Here is an 18,984-nt window from a genome sequence, read left to right as displayed (position 1 = left end):
CCAGGGCGGCATGGGCCCACTGCACGCACAATTCGGGCATGTTCCGTCTTCCCACCACGGCCACCGCGCCGTTCTGCCCTTCCGAGGTCCACGGCTCCATCCCGATGCCCACCACCGGCCCCGTGTGGCGCCGCCTGCTCAAGGTGGCCGGGCCGGGTCTGCTGGTGTCAGTGGGCTATATGGATCCCGGCAACTGGGCCACCGATATCGAAGCCGGGTCGCGTTTTGGCCATGCGCTCTTGTGGGTAGTTTTGGCTTCCAGCCTGGCGGCGATGGTGCTGCAGACCCTGTCGCTGCGACTGGGTATCGTCACCCAGAGGGACCTGGCGCAGGCCTGCCGCGCCCGCTACCGCGCCCCGGTCAACCTGAGCCTGTGGTTCATGGCGGAGCTGGCCATCATTGCCTGCGACGTGGCGGAAGTGCTGGGCACCGCGCTGGCGCTGCATCTGCTCTTTGGCGTCTCCCTCATGAGTGGCGTCGCCATCTCGGCTCTGGACACCTTGATCGTTCTGGGGCTCAAGGGGCGGGGGTTCCGGCAGGTGGAGGCCATCATCCTCGGCCTGGTGATGACGATTGGCGTCTGTTATGCGGTGCAGCTGGTGCTGGTGGGGCCGGACTGGGCGGCCGTGGCGCAGGGGTTCATTCCCAACGGGCTGGCGGTGCATGACCGCCAGGCCCTGTTTCTGGCGATTGGCATCCTCGGCGCCACGGTGATGCCGCACAACCTCTATCTGCATTCCTCCATCGTGCAGACCCGGCGCATCGAGCGGACGCCCGAGGCCCTGAGTGATGGGCTGCGCTTATGCACCTTTGACACGCTGGTGTCGCTGTCGCTGGCCCTGCTGATCAATGCCGCCATCCTGACCCTGGCGGCCACCGCCTTCCATGCCCACGGGCACACCGATGTCACGGAAATCCAGGATGCCTATCACCTGCTGGATCCGCTGGTGGGGAGCTCGCTGGCCTCGCTGCTGTTTGGCGTGGCGCTGCTGGCGGCCGGGCAGAGTTCCACCTTCACCGGCACGATTGCCGGGCAGGTGCTGATGGAGGGCTTCCTCCAGCTGAAGATTCCCTGCTGGCAGCGGCGCCTGGCGACTCGCGCGATTGCCCTGGTGCCGGCCTTTCTGGGGGTGTGGTGGTTGGGGGATGCAGGGGTGGGGCGGCTGCTGGTGGCCAGCCAGGTGGTGTTGAGCCTGCAGCTGCCGTTTGCGATGTGGCCGTTGATCCGCATGACCAGCGATCCGGCCCTGATGGGGCGGTTTGCCAACGGTGTGTGGTTGCGGGGGATCGCCTGGTTGATCTTCGCAGCGGTCAGCGTGGCGAATGTGGCGTTGCTGGCGTCGCTGGCGGGATGGGCTTGATGCCGTGCCCATCGTGTGCCACTCGGCCAGCTCCACGGGGGAATCTGCCTGCCCTGCGAGACGTCTTGCCCGGGACGGAGCGCTGCGTCCGCACCGGTGGCGGGCTGCAGCGGCTGCCCATGTGGCAAGAGGCTCATGACACCCCTGCGTCGACAGAATCTCGGCATCTCGGGATCTGGTGGACCGCCACTACGGTGCTCCGCCCAATACAGCCCCGCCCATCGCCGCCAGCACCACCAGCGCAACAGGTGGACAACGCCAGCGGAGCAGCAGCACCCAGGCGATGACCGCCAGGACCAGATCGCCGATGGACCCAAGCGCGCTGGTTCCGATGGACGTGATCAATGCGGCGCCCAGCATCCCGACGACTGCGGCATTGACTCCCGCCAGCGCCCGGCGTACGGCCAGGCGTTCGCGCAGTGCATGCCAGAACGGCAGGGCGGCGATGACGGTCAGGAAGGCCGGGGTGAAGATGGCCAGCAAGAGGAGACCGGCACCGAGCCAAGGACTGGGAAGTCCAGGAAGGGACGAGGTTGCGCCAAGGTAGGCGGCGAATGTGAAGAGGGGGCCCGGGACGGCCTGTGCCGCACCGTAGCCGGACAGGAACTGCTCAGCACTCAGCCAGCCGGGCTGGACGAAGCCCACCTCCAGCATCGGCAGCACCACATGTCCGCCGCCAAAGACCAACGAGCTGGCGCGGTAGCAGACCCAGAGGGCACCCCATAGGCGCGAATCTGTGCCCTGAGCCATGAGGAACAGCGTCACCAGAAGCGCGACAAAGATCAGCAGTGCCAGCAGACCGGCGCGTCGGCTGACCGGGGAGCGCGTTCCAGCCGCCGGAGGAGGGCTCGCTGCGGCGCCAGGCAGCCACCACACCCCCACACACGCTCCCACTGCAATGGCCCCAAGTTGCCCGAGGGCCGCCGGCAGGCTGAGTGCGATGGCGGCCGCACCGCAGGCCAGCAATGCTCGAGGCCAGTCCGGGCACAAGCTGCGGGCCATGCCCCAGACCGCCTGCGCCACGATGGCCACGGCCAGCACCTTCAGGCCGTGAAGTGCGCCGATGACGGGTGCCGATACCCAGTGCTGGATGCCCAGCGCCACCAGCGTGAGCAACACGGCCGATGGCGCGGTGAACCCCACCCAGGCGGCCAGGGCTCCGCCCCAACCAGCGCGGCCCAACCCCAGGCCGATGCCCACCTGGCTGCTGGACGGCCCCGGCAGGCACTGGCAGAGGGCAACCAAGTCGGAAAATTCCTCATCGCTCAGCCACTGCCGTCCTTGCACGAACTCCGTGCGGAAGTAGCCCATATGAGCCATTGGCCCGCCGAAGGACGTTAGTCCGAGGACCAGAAAAGCGACAAACACCTCCCACACGGAGCCCGAAACGCGGGGGGAGGAGGCAGGCCGAGATGCGGTCATGGTGGGGGATTGTCGCGGGGCGGCAGGTGAAACCGAGCCGGGGCCGCTGATCAATTGATTTGGTAACCTCCCTCCCTTGACCCTCGGCCGCCGGCCCTGGTGATGTTCTGACGTGGGTCTCCACCGCTCGAACAAGCTCCTAGGAGATCCTCATGACCATTGAATCCGAAGACGACGTTGTTGGCCTCAAGCGCATTGGGAGGATCGTCTCTCTGGTGCTGCAACAGATGCTGGAAACGGCGGAGCCGGGCATGACCACCCGCGAGCTGGATGTACTTGGCGGCAAGTGGCTGGAGGCGCATGGCGCTCGTTCTGCCCCGAAGCTGACCTATGACTTTCCGGGCTACACCTGCATCAGCATCAACGAAGAGGCCGCCCACGGCATTCCCGGCAACCGGGTGATCCGCGCAGGCGATGTGCTGAATGTGGATGTGTCTGCCGAACTGGGCGGCTACTTTGCCGATACCGGCGGAACCCGTGTCGTGCCGCCGACCAATCCGCAGAAGACCCGCTTGTGCCATGCCACGCGCACGGCGCTGGAGCAGGCGATGAAGCAGGCGCGGGCCGGCCAGCCGATCAGCGGCATTGGCGCGGCCATTGAGCGCACCGCCAAGACCTATGGCTTCAAGATCATCGAGAACCTGGGCAGCCATGGGGTGGGCCGTGCGCTGCACGAAGCGCCGGAGCACATCGCGGGATATTTCGACCCCAAGGACAAGCGGCTGTTGAAGGAAGGCATGGTCATCACCATCGAGCCCTTCCTGTCGACCAAGAGCCGCATCGTGAATGAAACCGACGATGGGTGGACGCTGGTGGGGGTGCCGGGCAATTTGTCCGCGCAGTATGAGCACACCATGATCATCACCAAGGGCGAGCCGATTGTGGTGACTCAGCACTGAAGGTGCGGGCCGCGTGGAGCGGGTGTGCAGGCGCCGTTCAGGTACTGTTCAGGTGCCGTTGTGACGCCTGCACCACGGCAGCGAAGCCGCAGGCGTTCAGTGGATATTGAACAGAGGAATGAATGAGATGGGCGCGACCCCGACATCTTCACTGAAGCCGTCTCCCACGGCTTTCATGATCGACCTGGACGGCACGATGGTGGACACGCTGGGCGACTTCGTCGCTGTGCTGGCCCAGGTGCTGGACGAGCTGGGCTTGCCGCGGGTGTCCCGAGATTTTGTCGAGCTGACCATCGGGCAGGGCAGTGAGCATCTGATCCGCAGCGTGCTGAAGGAAGTCGGTGGGCCCCAGCACGCCTATGAAGCGGCCTGGTCGCTTTATCAGCGTCACTATGCGGTGCTGAACGGCCAGCATGCAGATGTCTTCCCGGGCGTGGAAGAAGGATTAAGAGGCCTGCGCGCCCTGGGCCTGCCGATGGCATGCCTCACGAACAAACCGGCTGCCTTTGCGCGAGAGCTTCTCAAGCGCAAGGGGCTGGAGGGGTATTTCGACCAGGTGTTTGGCGGCGACGACTTTGAGCGCAAGAAGCCCGACCCACTGCCGCTGCTCAAGACCTGCGAAGCCCTTGGCAGCGCACTGGCCACCACCTGGATGGTGGGCGATTCAAGCAATGATGCGCGGGCCGCTCATGCGGCGGGTTGCCCGGTGGCCTTGGTCAGCTACGGCTACAACCACGGCCAACCGATCCGCGAGGTCCCCGCCAACCTCTACCTGGACCGATTGGACCAGTTGATCCAGCTGGTGTGAGCCAAGACGGTTCATCCCTGGCGCGATGGCTCTGGGTGCTCTGGGTACGGACTGGAACTCGCCGTCTGGCCGCCCATTGAAACACCCTTTGAAGGGCGCCCCGTCAGGCGCCCCGGGCTTCACTTGCCGCCCAGCAGGGCCGTCTTGAGGCCGTTGTCCGCCGGGGACTTGCCCAGCCAGATCTTCAGCAACAGGTTGAAAAACGCCGCTTCCTTGATCGGTTCGCCGGGCATCGGTTTGCCGTTGACAAAGACCACCGTGCCCGTCCCCGGGATGTAGTCCACGCCGAACGACTCGCCGGTGTTGAGTTTCTTTTTCTGCACAAAGATCTCCGACATGCGCAGCACGCCGCTGATCGCACTGGCAAATTCCGCCGGTGTCGCGTTTTGCTCCATGCCCTTGGTGAACAGCTTGCCCAGCTCTTCGCCGTCGATGTCGCGCAGCATCTGGATGTGCAGACGCTTGGGCCCGTTGTTCCCCAGCACACCGTCTGGCGTGTTGGCCCGGGCAGTCAGATACAGGCCGGCCGTGTAGACCTTGAAAATCGCCTTGTAGCGAATGCCGGCGCCATTGAGTACCAACTTCTGTCCGGCCACTTCGGCCTGACCGTCGTACTTCACCCCCGCCACTTCCATCGGATGCGGCGGGGCGGCAGTGGCCGCCGCTGCAGCCGCCGTGCCGGGTGTTGAACCCGGCGCCGCAGTGGCCGGGTTCATCTGGCCGGACGCCGCAGGCGACACCGTGCCTGAAGCGCTGGAACCTGCCTGGGTCTGCGCCTGGACCGGCGCCGACAGCAGGGACGTGACCGCCAGCACTGAGGCGGTGATCAGGGTCAATCGCATGTCTCTCTCCTTCCTCCTAGAGGATCGGCCAGCTCCGCTCATGCACGCATGTTTCAACCTCGGCGGACCAGCTCTGCAACAGAGTATGCGTGAAGCGCAAGCCCGAACACCATCGGGAGTCATCCTGCTACACTGCCGCACCATGTTTATCACGCGCAAGCACATCAAGGGGTCGAACGACCGGGGAGCCTGGCCCTGGCGACGCCCGCACGACTTCACCTGAAGCCGCCTGCTGCTTGCCGCCCGTTGTCCACCCCCAGCGGATCCATCGATCCCGGACCTCGGGCCACCGTCATCATCTTCTGCACCCTGACCGCACGGGGCAGGTCCAACAGGCGACCTGAGACTACGCTCGCGCGCGCTGGACGCCGTTGACACGGCCCGCCGCGCAGCAGACGAGAGGTTTGACGACGTGATCACCGAACTGGAATTCCAAAGCCTGGCCGCCGACGGCTACAACCGCATTCCCCTGATCAGCGAAGCCTTCGCCGACCTGGAAACCCCGCTCTCCCTCTACCTCAAGCTCTGCGCCGGCAGTGGTCAGGGCCGGCACAGCTTTCTGCTGGAATCGGTGGTGGGCGGTGAACGGTTCGGCCGCTATTCGTTCATCGGCCTGCCCGCTCGCACAGTGCTGCGCAGTGAGGGCACCACCACCCGCATCGTGCGCGACGGCGAGGTCATCGAAACCCATGAGGGCGACCCGCTGGCCTTCATCGAGGCCTACCAGCAGCGCTTCAAGGTGGCCCTGCGGCCGGGCCTGCCCCGTTTCTGCGGCGGCCTCGCCGGGTATTTTGGCTACGACGCCGTCCGCTACATCGAGCCACGCCTGGCCGAGTCCACGCCCGAGGGCGGCCTGCCCACGCCGGATGTGATGCTGCTGCAGTGTGAAGAACTGGCCGTCATCGACAACCTCTCCGGCAAGCTCTATCTCATTGTTTATGCCGACCCCGGCCAGCCCGAGGCGTACTTCCGGGGCAAGAAGCGGCTGACCGAACTGCGGGACAAGCTCAGCTATTCGGTGTCCGCCCCCCGCGTGGCGCGGGCCCAGGCGCATCCGGTGGAACGCGAATTCGCCAAGGCGGATTTCCTCGCCGCCGTGGACCGCGCCAAGGAATTCATCGCCGCCGGCGACTGCATGCAGATCGTGTTCGGCCAGCGGCTGAAGAAGCGCTATACCGAATCGCCGCTGAGTCTGTACCGCGCCCTGCGCTCGCTCAACCCCAGCCCCTACATGTATTTCTATGACATGGGGGATTTCCAGATCGTCGGGGCGTCGCCGGAAATTCTGGTGCGGCAGGAACAGACCCCGGAAGGCCGCAAGGTCACCATCCGCCCGCTGGCCGGCACCCGCCCGCGCGGAGGCACACCGGAACTGGATCAGGCCCTGGAAGTGGAGCTCAAGGCCGACCCGAAGGAGCGGGCGGAACACCTGATGCTGATCGATCTGGCCCGCAACGACATCGGCCGCATCGCCCGCACCGGCACGGTGAAAGTCACCGATGCCTTCGCGGTGGAGCGCTACTCGCATGTGATGCACATCGTGAGCAACGTGGAAGGGCTGCTGCAGCCCGGCGTGAGCAACATGGATGTGTTCCGCGCCAGCTTCCCGGCGGGCACGCTGTCCGGAGCACCCAAGATCCGTGCCATGGAAATCATCGACCAAATGGAGCCGGTCAAGCGCGGCATCTATGGCGGGGCCTGCGGCTACCTCAGCTTCGGGGGCGACATGGACCTGGCCATTGCCATCCGCACCGGCGTGATCATGGATCAGGTGCTGTATGTGCAGGCTGCTGCCGGCATCGTGGCCGATTCGGTACCGGAACTCGAATGGAAAGAGACCGAGGCCAAGGCGCGGGCGCTGCTACGTGCCGCTGAGCTGGTCGAAGAAGGTTTCTGAGGAAGAAGGAGCGAAGCCATGCTGCTGATGATCGACAACTACGACAGCTTCACCTTCAACCTGGTGCAGTATTTCGCCGAACTCGGTGCCGAGGTGAAGGTGGTCCGCAATGACCAGATCACCCTGGACGAAATCGAAGCCCTGCGGCCCAGCCATCTGGTGCTGTCGCCGGGGCCGTGTACACCCAAGGAAGCCGGGGTCTGCGTGCCCGCCATCGAGCGCTTCAAGGGGCGGCTGCCCATCCTGGGCGTCTGCCTGGGCCACCAAAGCATCGGCGCGGCCCTGGGTGGACGCATCATCCGGGCGCAGGTGCAGATGCATGGCAAGGCCAGCACCATCACCACCGACCGCAAGGGTGTGTTCACCAAGCTGCCCGAAGCCTTCAGTGTGATCCGTTATCACTCGCTGGCCATCGAACAGGCCACGCTGCCGGACGACCTGGAAGTCTCCGCCCGCAGCGAGGACGGCGAGATCATGGGGGTGCGCCACCGCAGTCTGGCCGGCACCGGCACGCCGCTGGAAGGCGTGCAGTTCCATCCGGAATCCATCCTCTCGCAACATGGCCATGCCATGCTGCGCAATTTCCTGGAGCTGGCCCCATGACCTTGCCCGACCGCAACGCCCCGGCCCTGGTGGACTTGCGCAGCGACACCGTCACCCGGCCGACCGCCGCGATGCGCGAGGCCATGATGGCCGCCGAGCTGGGCGATGACGTGTTTGGAGATGATCCCAGTGTCCAGGCGCTGCAGCAGGCGCTGGCCGAGCAGCTCGGTTTTGAGGCCGCGCTGTTCATGGCCAGTGGCACCCAGAGCAACCTGTGTGCACTGATGAGCCACTGCCAGCGCGGTGACGAATACATCGTGGGCCAGATGGCGCATGCCTATCGCTGGGAAGGTGGCGGCGCGGCCGTGCTGGGCTCCATTCAACCGCAGCCGCTCAACCATGCGCCGGACGGCTCGCTACCTCTGGGCGACATCCAGGCCAGCATCAAGCCCGACGACGCGCACTTCGCACGCACCCGGCTGCTGACGCTGGAAAACACCATCGGCGGCAAGGTGCTGCCGATGGCCTATCTGGCCGAAGCCAGTGCACTGGCACAAGGTCATGGGCTGGCTCGCCACCTGGATGGTGCCCGCCTGTTCAACGCCGCCGTGGCGGTGGACGTGGCCGACCCCTATGCCGCTGCGCGGCGCATCTGCAGCCATTTCGACAGCGTCTCGGTCTGCTTCTCCAAGGGCCTGGGCGCACCGGTCGGCTCGGTGCTGTGCGGCTCACGCGAGCTCATTGCACGCGCCCACCGCTGGCGCAAGATGGTCGGCGGCGGCCTGCGTCAGTCGGGCCTGCTCGCCGCAGCGGCCCACCATGCGCTGAACCACCATGTGCACCGTCTGGCGGATGACCATGCGCTGGCCCGTCGGCTGGCCGAAGGCCTGCAAGGACTGCCGGGCGTGACGGTGGAGGCACCGCAGACCAACATCGTCTTTGTGGACGTGGCGCCCGAGCGTGGCGCCGGTCTGCTGGACCATCTCACACAGCGCGGTGTGCTGGCCACCGGCCTGTACCGACTGCGCTTCGTGACCCATCTGGATGTGGATGCTGCTGGCGTGGACCGCGCCATCGCCGCCATCCGCGAGCACTGCCTGCGCACGGGAGCCTGAAGGCCATGCCGATCACCGACAATGAAGCCCTGACCCGGGTCATCGACCACCGCGAGATCTTCCACGACGAAATGCTGGCCCTGATGCGGCGCATCATGGGCGGCGAGATGTCCCCCGTGACGGCGGCGGCCATCCTGATCGGCCTGCGGGTGAAGAAGGAAACCATCGGCGAGATCACCGCCGCCGCGCAGGTGATGCGTGAGTTCTCGGTGAAGGTGCCGTTGCAACCTGGCCCGCATCTGGTGGATGTGGTGGGCACCGGGGGCGATGGCGCCCACACCTTCAACATCTCCACCTGCGCCATGTTTGTGGCGGCTGCGGCCGGCGCGCAGATCGCCAAGCATGGCAACCGCAGTGTGTCCAGCAAGACCGGCAGCGCCGATGTGCTGGAGGCGCTGGGCGTGAGTTTGTCGCTCTCCCCGCAGGCAGTGGCGGACTGCGTGCACAAGACCGGCATCGGTTTCATGTTCGCGCCCAATCACCATCCGGCCATGAAGAACATTGCCCCGGTGCGCAAGGAACTGGGCGTGCGAACCATCTTTAACATCCTGGGGCCGCTGACCAATCCGGCGGGCGCCACCAACATCCTGATGGGGGTGTTCCATCCGGACCTGGTCGGTATCCAGGTGCGGGTGATGCAGCGCCTGGGCGCCGAGCATGCGGTGGTGGTCTATGGGAAGGACGGCATGGACGAAATCTCCCTGGGCGCCTCGACCATGGTGGGTGAGCTGCGGAATGGCGAGATCCGCGAATATGAAGTCCATCCGGAGGACTTCGGCCTTCAGATGGTGGCCAGCCGCAATCTGCGGGTGAGTGGCCCGGAGGAGAGCCGGCGGATGCTGCTGGGGGTGCTGGCCGATGAGGCCGGCCCGGCGCGGGACATCGTGCTGCTGAATGCTGGCGCCACGCTGTATGCCGCCAATGTGGTGGACAGCATCGCCGCTGGCATTGCCAAGGCGCGTGAAGCCATCAGCAGTGGCGCCGCGCGGACCAAGCTGGACCAGTTCGTGGCCGCGACGCAGGAGGCTGCCCGTGTCTGACATCCTCGATCGAATCAATGCCGTCAAGCGCGAGGAAGTCGCGGCCGCGCAGGCGCTCAAGCCCCTGACGGCCCTGCGGGCGGAAGCGGAATCGCGCCAGGCGCCTGCCCGTGGGTTTGGCGCCGCGCTGCGCCGGGCCGTGGCTGCCGGCCGCAGCGCCGTGATTGCTGAAATCAAAAAGGCCAGCCCCAGCAAGGGCGTGCTGAGGCAGGATTTCCAACCGGCCGCCATCGCCCGCAGCTATGAACAGCATGGCGCGGCCTGCCTGAGCGTGCTGACCGACCAGCCGTTCTTCCAGGGCGGTGTCCCCTATCTGCAGGAAGCCCGCGCCGCTTGCGCCCTGCCGGTGCTGCGCAAGGATTTCATGGTGGACCTCTATCAGGTCTACGAAGCCCGCGCGATGGGGGCAGACTGCATCTTGCTGATTGCCGCCAGCCTGGACGATGGCCAGATGGCCGAGCTGGAAGACTGCGCGTCGGGCCTGGGCCTGGACGTGCTGGTGGAAGTGCATGACGGCCACGAGCTGGACCGTGCCTTGCGCCTGAAAACACCGCTGGTGGGGATCAACAACCGCAACCTCAAGACCTTTGAGGTGACGCTGGACACCACGCTTGGCCTGCTCGCGCAGGTGCCTGCGGACCGACTGCTGGTGACCGAATCCGGCATCCTGGGCCCGGCCGATGTGCAACGCATGCGTGCGGCGAATGTGAATGCCTTCCTGGTGGGTGAAGCCTTCATGCGGGCGAACGATCCGGGCGCGGCGCTGGCGGCGCTGTTCAACTGATGGCGCTGACCACGGACGGCATCGACTGGCAGGTCGATGGAGGCTGGCAGGCCGGTGTTGATCATTGGCGCCACAGTGCGGACGGACAACGGGTGCAGGCCCTGCTGGCCGAGCGGCTGGCTGCGGGCGCTCGCATCTATCCGGAGGACCCCCTGCGGGCGCTGCGCCTCACGCCGCTATCAACGGTAAAGGTGGTGATCCTGGGGCAGGACCCCTATCACGGGCCCGGGCAGGCCGAGGGGCTGGCGTTCTCGGTGCCGACCGGCGAGAAGGTGCCCCCGTCGCTGCGCAACATCTTCAAGGAACTGCTGCGCGACCTCGGGCAGCAGCCGGCCATGTCCGGCCACCTGGGGGCCTGGGCCCAGCGCGGCGTGCTGCTGCTCAACACCAGCCTCACCGTTGAAGATGGGCAGGCGGGCAGCCATGCCCGCAAAGGCTGGGAATCCCTCACCGACGCGCTGATGCAAGCCACCGCCCGGGATGCCGCACCAAAGGTCTATCTGCTGTGGGGGGCGCATGCACAGGCCAAGGCGGGGTTGATCCAGGCGGCCGGCCAACAGCATCTTGTGCTGCAGGCCAATCATCCGTCGCCGCTCTCCGCCATGCGCGGGCCCACCCCGTTCATCGGCTGCGGCCATTTCTCCGCTGCGCGCCAATGGCTGCGCGCGCAGGGCGCGGATCTGGACTGGTCGCTGGACTGACCACGCCCTGGAGCGCGGCGGCACCAGTCACCAGCACCACTCACGCCTCGCCCCCGGTCACCATACTCCTGCGCAGACGCCCCCGGTCGCTCCCAGTCGCCCTCGTGTTCGCGCCCATCCTGCGGCTGTGTTGTGGCGGTCTTGTGGCTGTCTCGCGGCGATCTCGCCGCTGCTGCGCCCCTCAAGGATCACCCATTTGACTGCCCGACTCCGCCTGATTCCGGCTGATTCGGGCTGATTCGGGCTGATCCTCATGGCGAAGTCTTCCCCAACTGGTACGGTTGTGGTCACGCAACCTGCGACCTGGACAACACCACGGTCTCTGCATTGTTTCTCTTCGTGTCCATCGTGGTACGAAGGCGGCGGTGCGGGTCTGCCTGGCAAAGAGGCGGACTCAGGGTTAAGTCCAGTGCACTACCAATTGACGGTCTTCGATTTTTGGTACTAAACTGGTATTAATCATGACAGTTCCCGCTTTGGCCGACGTCTGGACGGCTCCCTTGCAACCGCGCTTCGCTGCCGTGCGCTTCCTTGTGGGCGTTGATGGAGGTGGCACGGGCACGCGGGCGCGGCTGAGCGATCTCAAGGGTCGGCTGCTGGGCCAGGGGTGGGCGGGCCCCTCCGCACTGGGCCAGGGTGTGGCGCAAGCGTGGCGCCACATTCAGCAGGCGGTGGAACAAGCGGCGGCCCAGGCGGCGGCCCAGGCTGCTGAGCTTGGGGCAGGTCCGGACGATGCGGCCTTCAAGGCCGGCCCGCTGCGGCTGGAAGAGATGGCCATGGGTCTGGGACTCTCCGGCGCCGGTGTGGCCGCGCAGGCGGCGGAATTCAAGGCGCAGCAGCCAGGTTACGCTCATCTGGAACTCGTCAACGACGGCACCACCAGCGTGCTGGGCGCCCATGGCGGCCATCCAGGCGCTGTGATTGCGGCTGGCACCGGCACGGTCGGCGAGGCGCTGCGTGCGGACGGCAACTGGGTCTGTGTCAGCGGCTGGGGCTGGATCGGCGGCGATGAAGGCAGCGGTGCCTGGCTCGGGCTGCAGGCCATGCGGATGGCGCAGAAGGCCATGGATGGACGTGCACCGGCCGGTCGGCTGGCCCGGGCGGTCTGGAGCCACTGCGGCGCTGCCGATGAGCAGGACCGGGGCGCGGTGTCGGCCTGGGTGGCGCAGGCCGGTCAGCATGCCTATGCCCAGCTCGCACCGCTGGTGTTCGAGCATGCCGCGCAGGACCCTGCCGCCCAGGCGCTGGTGGAGGCGGCCGTTGCCGAGCTGGAATCGGTGGCGCTGGCGCTGGACCCCTCCCAGACCCTGCCGCTCTCCCTGGCGGGCAGCATTGCCCAGCGGTTGGGGGGCAGTTTCTCAGGCAACATTCGGGCCCGTTGCGTGTCACCGCAGGGTGACGCGGCTGACGGGGCGCTGCGGCTGGTCCGCGGCGCGCTCTCTGACACACGTTGATCGAGAACCGCCCGATGAGCACCAAGCTGCCCTTTCAATTCAAGCCCGATCCTGCCGCTGCGTCGCCGCTGTACATGCAGTTGGCCCACAAGCTGGCCCAGGCCATTCGCGAGGGCCAATACCAGGCCGACGAGGCCCTGCCGTCCGAGCGGGTGCTGTCGGAATCGCTGGACTTGTCGCGGGTCACCGCCCGCAAGGCCATTGACCGCCTGGTGGAGCAGGGCCTGATCGTGCGAAAGCGCGGGTCTGGCAACTACATCGCCCCCAAGCTGGAGCAGCCGCTGTCGCGCCTGACCAGTTTCTCGGAAGAGCTGCATCAGCGCGGCTTCAAGCCCAGCAGCCGCTGGCTGAACCGTGGTTTTGCCATGGCCGCACCGGATGAGCAGTTGTCCCTGGGCCTGACCACCGGCCAACGTGTGGCCCGGCTGGAGCGCCTGCGCCTGGCCGACCAGGTGGTGATGGCCTATGAGCTGAGTGTGCTGCCGGAAGCCGTGCTGCCGGAGCCGCAGAAGGTCGACAGCTCGCTGTATGAGCATCTGGCCCGCATGGGCCGCGCGCCGGTGCGCGCGTTGCAACACATTCGTGCCATCAATGCGGATTCACGCCTGGCAGGCCTGCTGGAAGTGCCAGTGGGTCAGGCGGTGCTGTTCATCACGCGAGTGGGTTATCTGGATCAGGGGCAGGCCGTGGAGCTGACCCATTCGTACTGCCGCAGCGATTACTACGACTTCGTCGCGGAGATGAGGCGCGACGGATGACGGAGGCTCAGCATATCGACGGATTCATTCTGACGCCTGCCGGATTCATCCGCGGTGTGCTGGAGCATCAAGAGGGCCGCATCTGCCGCATCGACGGCCAGCCGGTCCCGGAATACGAAGTGCGCCATGGCGCCCAGGACCTGCCGCTGGTCCTGCCGGGTTTTGTGGACCTGCATGTCCATGGCGGCGGCGGTCACGACACCATGGAAGGCGGCGATGCAGTGGCTGCAATGGCCCGGCTGCATGCCCGCCACGGCACCACCTCGCTGCTGGCCACCACCATGACAGCGCCGATGGACGAGATCCGCAGCGCCATTCGCGCGCTCAGCGGCGCCTGCCGGCAGCGCGGGGCCGGCATGGCCCGCGTGCTGGGTGTGCATCTTGAAGGGCCCTACATCAACCCGGGGAAGCTCGGCGCGCAACCCGACTTCGCCCGAGCCGCCGCGCTGGACGAAGTGCGTGCACTGCATGACATCGCCCCCATCCGGCTGGTGACGCTGGCGCCGGAGCTGCCTGCGCATCTGGCGCTGGTGTCGCAACTGCGGGCCGAGGGCTTCCAGGTGCAGATCGGCCACACGCTGGGCACCTATGAGGACGGAGTGGCCGCCCTGGCGCGCGGCGCGGGCGGATTCACCCATCTCTTTAATGCCATGACCGGCTTGCATCACCGCGAACCCGGCATGGTGGGCGCAGCACTGGCCCATGCGCATTACGCCGAAGTCATTCCAGACCTGCTGCATGTGCATCCCGGCGCGATCCGCGTGGCGCTGCGCAGCATCCCCTGCCTGTTCTGTGTCACCGATTCAACCGCCGCCGCCGGCATGCCGGACGGTGACTACCGGCTGGGCCGACACAAGGTGACCAAGTGCCTGGGCGGCGTGCGCCTGCCCGACGGCACGCTGGCGGGATCCACGCTGACCATGGACCAGGCGCTGCGCAACCTGGTGCTGAAGCTGGGGCTGGAGATCGAGGAGGCATCGCGGCGGGTTTCGACCCATGCGGCGGACTTCCTCGGCATGGAGGATCGGGGCCGGCTCACGCCAGGCGCGTGGGCCGATGTGGTGGTGTTGGACCGTGGCTTGCAGTTGCAACGCGTGGTCGTAGAAGGAGAATCGATTGACCTCGCGAATGCTTGAAGAGGCGCTGAGCGCGCCGCAGGCCGTGGCCCGTCAGTTGGCGGCCGATCAACAGTCCTATCTGGTGCTGGGCCGGGTGCTGCGTGAGCAGCCGCCCAGCGCCTTGCTGACCGTGGCGCGCGGCAGCTCCGACCATGCGGCGCATTACCTGGCTTATCTGGTGATGGCGCGGCTGGGCCGGCTGGTGACCTCGTTGCCGATGTCGGTGATCACGCTCTATCAAAGCCGTCTGGAAAGCCGGGGGCTGGTGTCGCTGGCGTTCTCCCAATCCGGCCAAAGCCCGGACCTGGTGTCACCCACCGAGTATTTCCGGGCCAATGGCGCCCGCACAGTGGCCTTTGTGAATGCGGAGGGTTCTCCGCTGGCTGCTGCGGCCGAGCATGTGTTCTCGCTGCAGGCCGGCATCGAGCAGAGCGTGGCCGCCACCAAGAGCTACATCACGCAGTTGCTGGCCGGTGCGCGGCTGGTGGCCGCCTGGCAGGACGATCCGCATCTGGCCGCTGCCTTGCAGGATCTGCCCCAGGCGCTGGAGCAGGCGGCCCGGCAGCGCTGGGATGTGGCGGTGGATGTGCTCAAGGGTGCGGACAAGCTGTTTGTCATCGGGCGTGGTACTTCGCTGCCGATTGCGCTGGAGGCTGCACTGAAGTTCAAGGAAACCTGCGGCATCCAGGCCGAGGCCTTCTCGGGCGCCGAGGTCAAGCATGGGCCGATGGCGCTGGTGGAGGACGGCTATCCGCTGCTGGTGTTCGCACCGCGCGGGCCGGCCCAGGCCGGGCTGCTGGCACTGGCCGAGGAGATGCGTGGACGTGGCGCGCGTGTGTTGCTGGCTGCGCCGGCAGGCACACCGGGCGCGGAGCTGCCGTTGACCTGCACCGGTAGCGAGGACCTGGATCCGATTGCGGCGGTGCAGAGTTTCTATCCGATGGTGGAAGCGCTGGCGCGGGCGCGGGGGCTCAATCCGGATCAACCGCGGCATTTGGCGAAGGTCACCAAGACTCACTGACGTCCTGGGGCACGGGGCGTGTGACACCGGGCGGGGCGGACGAGGCCTGGCGCATGGGCAGGCATCGGACGGATCAGCGCCACGAGAGCACGGGATGGATGTGAATGAACGAGGAGCGCCGCAGGCCCATCGTTCGTTGGTGTTGGAGAGCGTGTGATGAATACGAGCATGGACGCAGGGTTCGACCCCGGACGGCTGGTGATGGTGGACATCGTCGGCACATCGCTGGATGCGACCACGGCCGACTTTCTTCGTCAGCATCGCATCCGCGCGGTCTGCCTGTTCCGCAAGAATCTGGGCACCGAAGCGGAAGTGCGGCAACTCACTCGCGACCTGCGCGAGGTGATGGGTCCGCAGGCCCTGATCGGGCTGGACCAGGAGGGGGGCTCTGTGGTGCGCGCCACCTTTTTGCCGCAGCCGCCTTCGGCCATGGCGCTGGGGGCTGCGGGCGATGACACCCTGGCCACCGAGGTGGGTGCCGCCGTGGCGCGCGGGCTGCGCGGCATCGGCATCAATTGGAACTTCGCGCCGGTGGTGGACATCAACAACAACCCGGCCAATCCGGTGATCGCGGAGCGCAGCTTTGGCGAGACGGCCGAGACCGTGACGCGTCTGGCCGGTGCGTGGATGAAGGGATCCTTGTCCGAGGGCGTGGCTTGCTGCATCAAGCATTTTCCCGGGCATGGGGACACCCATGTGGACTCGCACCTCGACCTGCCGACCGTGGACAAGTCCCGTGCGGAACTGGATGCGCTGGAGCTGAAGCCCTTCCAGGCACTGCGCGAGGCTGCGCCTTCGGTGATGACCGCGCATATCGTGTACCCGGCCATCGACCCGGACTATCCGGCCACCTTGTCCCGCACCCTCCTGGGCGGCATCTTGCGGCAGGAGTTGCGCTACGACGGCGTGGTGATCACCGACGCCTTGATGATGAAGGCGATTGCCGACCGGTATGGCTATGCGCGTGCGGCAGTGCTGGCCATCAACGCGGGCGCAGACATGATCCTGGCGCAGGGGTCCCTGGCGGAGCAGGCGCTGGCCATCGAGGCGCTGCGTGACGGACTGGTGCGCGGAGAGGTCGAGCCCGCGCGTGCGGCCGAGGCGGCCGCGCGTCTGGACCGGCTGGCGGCGCAGTATCCGGTGCGGCAGGAGGATTACGCCGGGGCGCCTCGTCAGGCCGATGATGCGCTGATGCGGCGCGCGTGGGCTGCTGGCCTGTGCAGCCTGCGCGGCGCCAAGGCGCCGGGCCTGGACCTGCCCCTGCGGGTGCTGGTGCAGGATGAGGTGCCGACCGACGGCGTGTCGGAGGCGGGCCCCACCGGGCAGCAGGTGAGGGCGCTGTTCCGTGCCCACACGCAGGTGGAGTTTGTGTCCTTGAAAGACATCTCCGCGCTGGATTGGACCGAGCTGCCGCAGGATGGTCGCTTCACCGTGCTGGCCTCGACGCACCGGGCGCGTTATGGCCAGCAGGCGCGGCATTGGTCCCCTGACCTGCATCTGGTGCTGTGGAATCCCTTTCAGGCGCTGGATGTGGCCGCTCCCACCGTGATCAGCTGGGGCTACGCCGAAGGTGCCCTGGCCGCGCTTGGTGACTGGATGCGCGGCACCCTCACAGCCTCGGGCCGCGCGCCCGTGACGCTGGACTGACCCTGACTCCCAGAAGGCCTCCCCATGAGCCATCCGTCCCTTGCACCGACCCCAGCGATGGAAACTGCACGTTCCCCGATGCGGTGGGTGCCCAGCCTGTACTTTGCGCAGGGCATGCAGTTCTTCGTGGTGATGTCGCTGTCCACTTTCATGCTGAAGAACATGGGGCTGGGCAATGACCAGATCGCCCATTGGACCAGCCTGCTGGGAACGGCCTGGGGGATCAAGTGGCTGTGGAGCCCGTTTCTGGAGCTGGTCAACAGCAAGAAGCTGGTGGTGGTCATCATGCAGGCCGTGGGCGCGGTCGCGCTGTTGCTCATGGCCCTGGTGCTGCAGACACCCTGGTGGTTGGCCGGTGCGTTGTGTGTGCTGTTCCTGATCGCCTACGGGTCCGCGACCCACGACATCGCCTGCGACGGGCTCTACATGGGCGCGCTGGACCATCAGCGCCAGGCGAAGTACGCAGGGTGGCAAGGCGCCTTCTTCAACACGGCTCGGTTCTTCATGGTGGGCGTGGTGCTGAAGATCGCGGGCGTGCTGGAAACTTCGGTCGGCGTGTTCAACGCCTGGAGCGTGGTGTTCATCGGGCTGGGGGTGCTGCTGGCAGGGCTCGCCAGCTACAACGCGTTGTCGTTGCCGGGCCAACTCCATACCGGGCACACGGACCTGCGAGCGTCGGCCATCTTGGCGACGACCTTGAAGATCGTCGTCGACTTCTTCCGCAAGCCCGGCATCTGGCTGGCGGTGCTGTTCATCGTGCTGTTTCGATTCGCCGAAGGGCAGGTGCAGGCCATCGGGCCGCTGTTTCTGATCGAAGCGCGCAACAAGGGCGGATTGGGCTTGACCACCAGCCAGGTGGCTGACGTGTATGGCTGGGTGGGCACAACGGCCTTTCTGGCGGGCAGTGTGCTGGGCGGATACTTCAGTGCATGGCTCGGCCTGCGCCGCGCCATGCCCGCGTTGATTGTGGCGATGGCCATTCCGAACGTCACTTTCTACTACCTGGCGATCACGCTGCCGCAGGATCTCTGGCACATCGGCGCTGCGGTGCTGGTGGAGATGTTTGGTTATGGCTTTGGATTCGTCGGCATGATTCTGTACATCATGCAGGCGGTCGCGCCCGGCCGGTTCCAGACTGCCCACTATGCGCTGGGTTCCGGAGTCATGCAGTTGGGCTACATCCTGTCGCGCAGCATCAGCGGGGACATCCAGCTGGCGATGGGCTATGAGCACTTCTTCCTGTGGACGATTTTCGGGGGGCTGCCAGTGCTGCTGTTGCTGCCGTTCGTCCGGATGTCGGCGCCTCCGGCAGGCCCTGGCGGACCGGACGGCGTTGATGCGGCCGGGCAAACGGGCAGGCAAACGGGCTGGCAAACGGGCGGGGACGCCGGGCATGGTGGGGATGGCGCTGCCTCCTTGGCTCGGCCTGATGGGCCGACGACGGCGGCCAGCACCAAGCCGGCGGCATGATCGGCGTGGGTCGCCCTCTCGTGATGTTGAGGGACGCGGGCGGGCAAGCGCCCGGTGAGCCGACGTCGGCACGACCGTTCGCGATGGCGGCGGCGCCGCTGCGA

Annotated in this window: 17 protein-coding genes; 15 read left to right on the top strand and 2 right to left on the bottom strand. The window is 66.5% G+C overall.

Annotated elements, in window-relative coordinates; translation table 11 throughout:
- The first annotated feature begins 38 nt into the window (after nucleotides 1-38).
- Nucleotides 39-1,361 (top strand): Nramp family divalent metal transporter, encoded by a 1,323-nt coding sequence (locus tag OU995_RS02775; RefSeq protein WP_267833824.1) that lies wholly within the window; start codon nucleotides 39-41, stop codon nucleotides 1,359-1,361.
- Between the two features lie 189 nt (nucleotides 1,362-1,550).
- Here the strand turns inward: OU995_RS02775 and chrA are convergent, their stop codons facing one another.
- The gene (gene chrA / locus OU995_RS02770) at nucleotides 1,551-2,783 is read right to left on the bottom strand and encodes a chromate efflux transporter (RefSeq protein WP_267833823.1); all 1,233 of its coding nucleotides are present in this window, start codon (nucleotides 2,781-2,783) and stop codon (nucleotides 1,551-1,553) included.
- A 152-nt stretch (nucleotides 2,784-2,935) separates the two neighbouring features.
- On the opposite strand from chrA, the gene map reads away from it, so the two are divergent.
- Nucleotides 2,936-3,682, top strand: a complete 747-nt coding sequence (gene map, locus OU995_RS02765; RefSeq protein WP_267833822.1) for a type I methionyl aminopeptidase — start codon at nucleotides 2,936-2,938, stop codon at nucleotides 3,680-3,682.
- Nucleotides 3,683-3,809: 127 nt separating this feature from the next.
- Nucleotides 3,810-4,490, top strand: coding sequence for a phosphoglycolate phosphatase (gph, locus tag OU995_RS02760; protein ID WP_267833820.1), 681 nt, complete (start codon nucleotides 3,810-3,812; stop codon nucleotides 4,488-4,490).
- A 119-nt stretch (nucleotides 4,491-4,609) separates the two neighbouring features.
- On the opposite strand, the gene OU995_RS02755 is transcribed toward gph, so the two are convergent.
- Nucleotides 4,610-5,332: a chalcone isomerase family protein gene (locus OU995_RS02755; RefSeq protein ID WP_267833819.1), complete on the bottom strand. Its 723-nt coding sequence runs from the start codon at nucleotides 5,330-5,332 to the stop codon at nucleotides 4,610-4,612.
- A 412-nt stretch (nucleotides 5,333-5,744) separates the two neighbouring features.
- Between OU995_RS02755 and trpE the strand changes: the two genes are divergently transcribed.
- From trpE to OU995_RS02695, 12 genes are all read left to right on the top strand, one after another.
- The gene (gene trpE, locus OU995_RS02750) at nucleotides 5,745-7,229 is read left to right on the top strand and encodes an anthranilate synthase component I (protein ID WP_267833818.1); all 1,485 of its coding nucleotides are present in this window, start codon (nucleotides 5,745-5,747) and stop codon (nucleotides 7,227-7,229) included.
- A gap of 18 nt (nucleotides 7,230-7,247) precedes the next feature.
- On the top strand, nucleotides 7,248-7,832 hold the full coding sequence (locus OU995_RS02745) for an anthranilate synthase component II (RefSeq protein ID WP_267833817.1): 585 nt from the start codon (nucleotides 7,248-7,250) through the stop codon (nucleotides 7,830-7,832).
- Nucleotides 7,829-8,887, top strand: a complete 1,059-nt coding sequence (ltaE, locus tag OU995_RS02740) for a low-specificity L-threonine aldolase (protein WP_267833816.1) — start codon at nucleotides 7,829-7,831, stop codon at nucleotides 8,885-8,887. The genes OU995_RS02745 and ltaE overlap by 4 nt, the downstream gene beginning before the upstream one ends.
- A gap of 5 nt (nucleotides 8,888-8,892) precedes the next feature.
- Nucleotides 8,893-9,927, top strand: a complete 1,035-nt coding sequence (gene trpD, locus OU995_RS02735) for an anthranilate phosphoribosyltransferase (protein ID WP_267833814.1) — start codon at nucleotides 8,893-8,895, stop codon at nucleotides 9,925-9,927.
- Complete coding sequence (gene trpC, locus OU995_RS02730; protein WP_267833812.1) at nucleotides 9,920-10,711, top strand: indole-3-glycerol phosphate synthase TrpC; 792 nt, start codon at nucleotides 9,920-9,922, stop codon at nucleotides 10,709-10,711. Before trpD ends, trpC begins: the two co-directional genes overlap by 8 nt.
- Entirely contained in the window at nucleotides 10,711-11,412 is a 702-nt protein-coding gene (locus OU995_RS02725; RefSeq protein ID WP_267833811.1) for a uracil-DNA glycosylase, read from the top strand. The genes trpC and OU995_RS02725 overlap by 1 nt, the downstream gene beginning before the upstream one ends.
- Before the next feature lie 461 nt (nucleotides 11,413-11,873).
- Nucleotides 11,874-12,866 (top strand): BadF/BadG/BcrA/BcrD ATPase family protein, encoded by a 993-nt coding sequence (locus OU995_RS02720; RefSeq protein ID WP_267833810.1) that lies wholly within the window; start codon nucleotides 11,874-11,876, stop codon nucleotides 12,864-12,866.
- Nucleotides 12,867-12,880: 14 nt separating this feature from the next.
- Nucleotides 12,881-13,624, top strand: coding sequence for a GntR family transcriptional regulator (locus OU995_RS02715; protein ID WP_267833808.1), 744 nt, complete (start codon nucleotides 12,881-12,883; stop codon nucleotides 13,622-13,624).
- Nucleotides 13,621-14,760, top strand: a complete 1,140-nt coding sequence (gene nagA, locus OU995_RS02710) for an N-acetylglucosamine-6-phosphate deacetylase (protein ID WP_267833806.1) — start codon at nucleotides 13,621-13,623, stop codon at nucleotides 14,758-14,760. The genes OU995_RS02715 and nagA overlap by 4 nt, the downstream gene beginning before the upstream one ends.
- Nucleotides 14,741-15,763 (top strand): SIS domain-containing protein, encoded by a 1,023-nt coding sequence (locus tag OU995_RS02705; protein ID WP_267833805.1) that lies wholly within the window; start codon nucleotides 14,741-14,743, stop codon nucleotides 15,761-15,763. The genes nagA and OU995_RS02705 overlap by 20 nt, the downstream gene beginning before the upstream one ends.
- Nucleotides 15,764-15,919: 156 nt before the next feature.
- Nucleotides 15,920-17,410, top strand: a complete 1,491-nt coding sequence (gene nagZ / locus OU995_RS02700) for a beta-N-acetylhexosaminidase (protein WP_267833804.1) — start codon at nucleotides 15,920-15,922, stop codon at nucleotides 17,408-17,410.
- 24 nt (nucleotides 17,411-17,434) lie between these two features.
- Nucleotides 17,435-18,880: an MFS transporter gene (locus OU995_RS02695; RefSeq protein WP_267833803.1), complete on the top strand. Its 1,446-nt coding sequence runs from the start codon at nucleotides 17,435-17,437 to the stop codon at nucleotides 18,878-18,880.
- Nucleotides 18,881-18,984 lie beyond the last annotated feature (104 nt).

The sequence above is a fragment of the Roseateles sp. SL47 genome (genome assembly GCF_026625885.1).
Classification (GTDB): Bacteria; Pseudomonadota; Gammaproteobacteria; order Burkholderiales; family Burkholderiaceae_C; genus Roseateles.
This window is presented reverse-complemented; position numbering and strand designations above follow the sequence as displayed.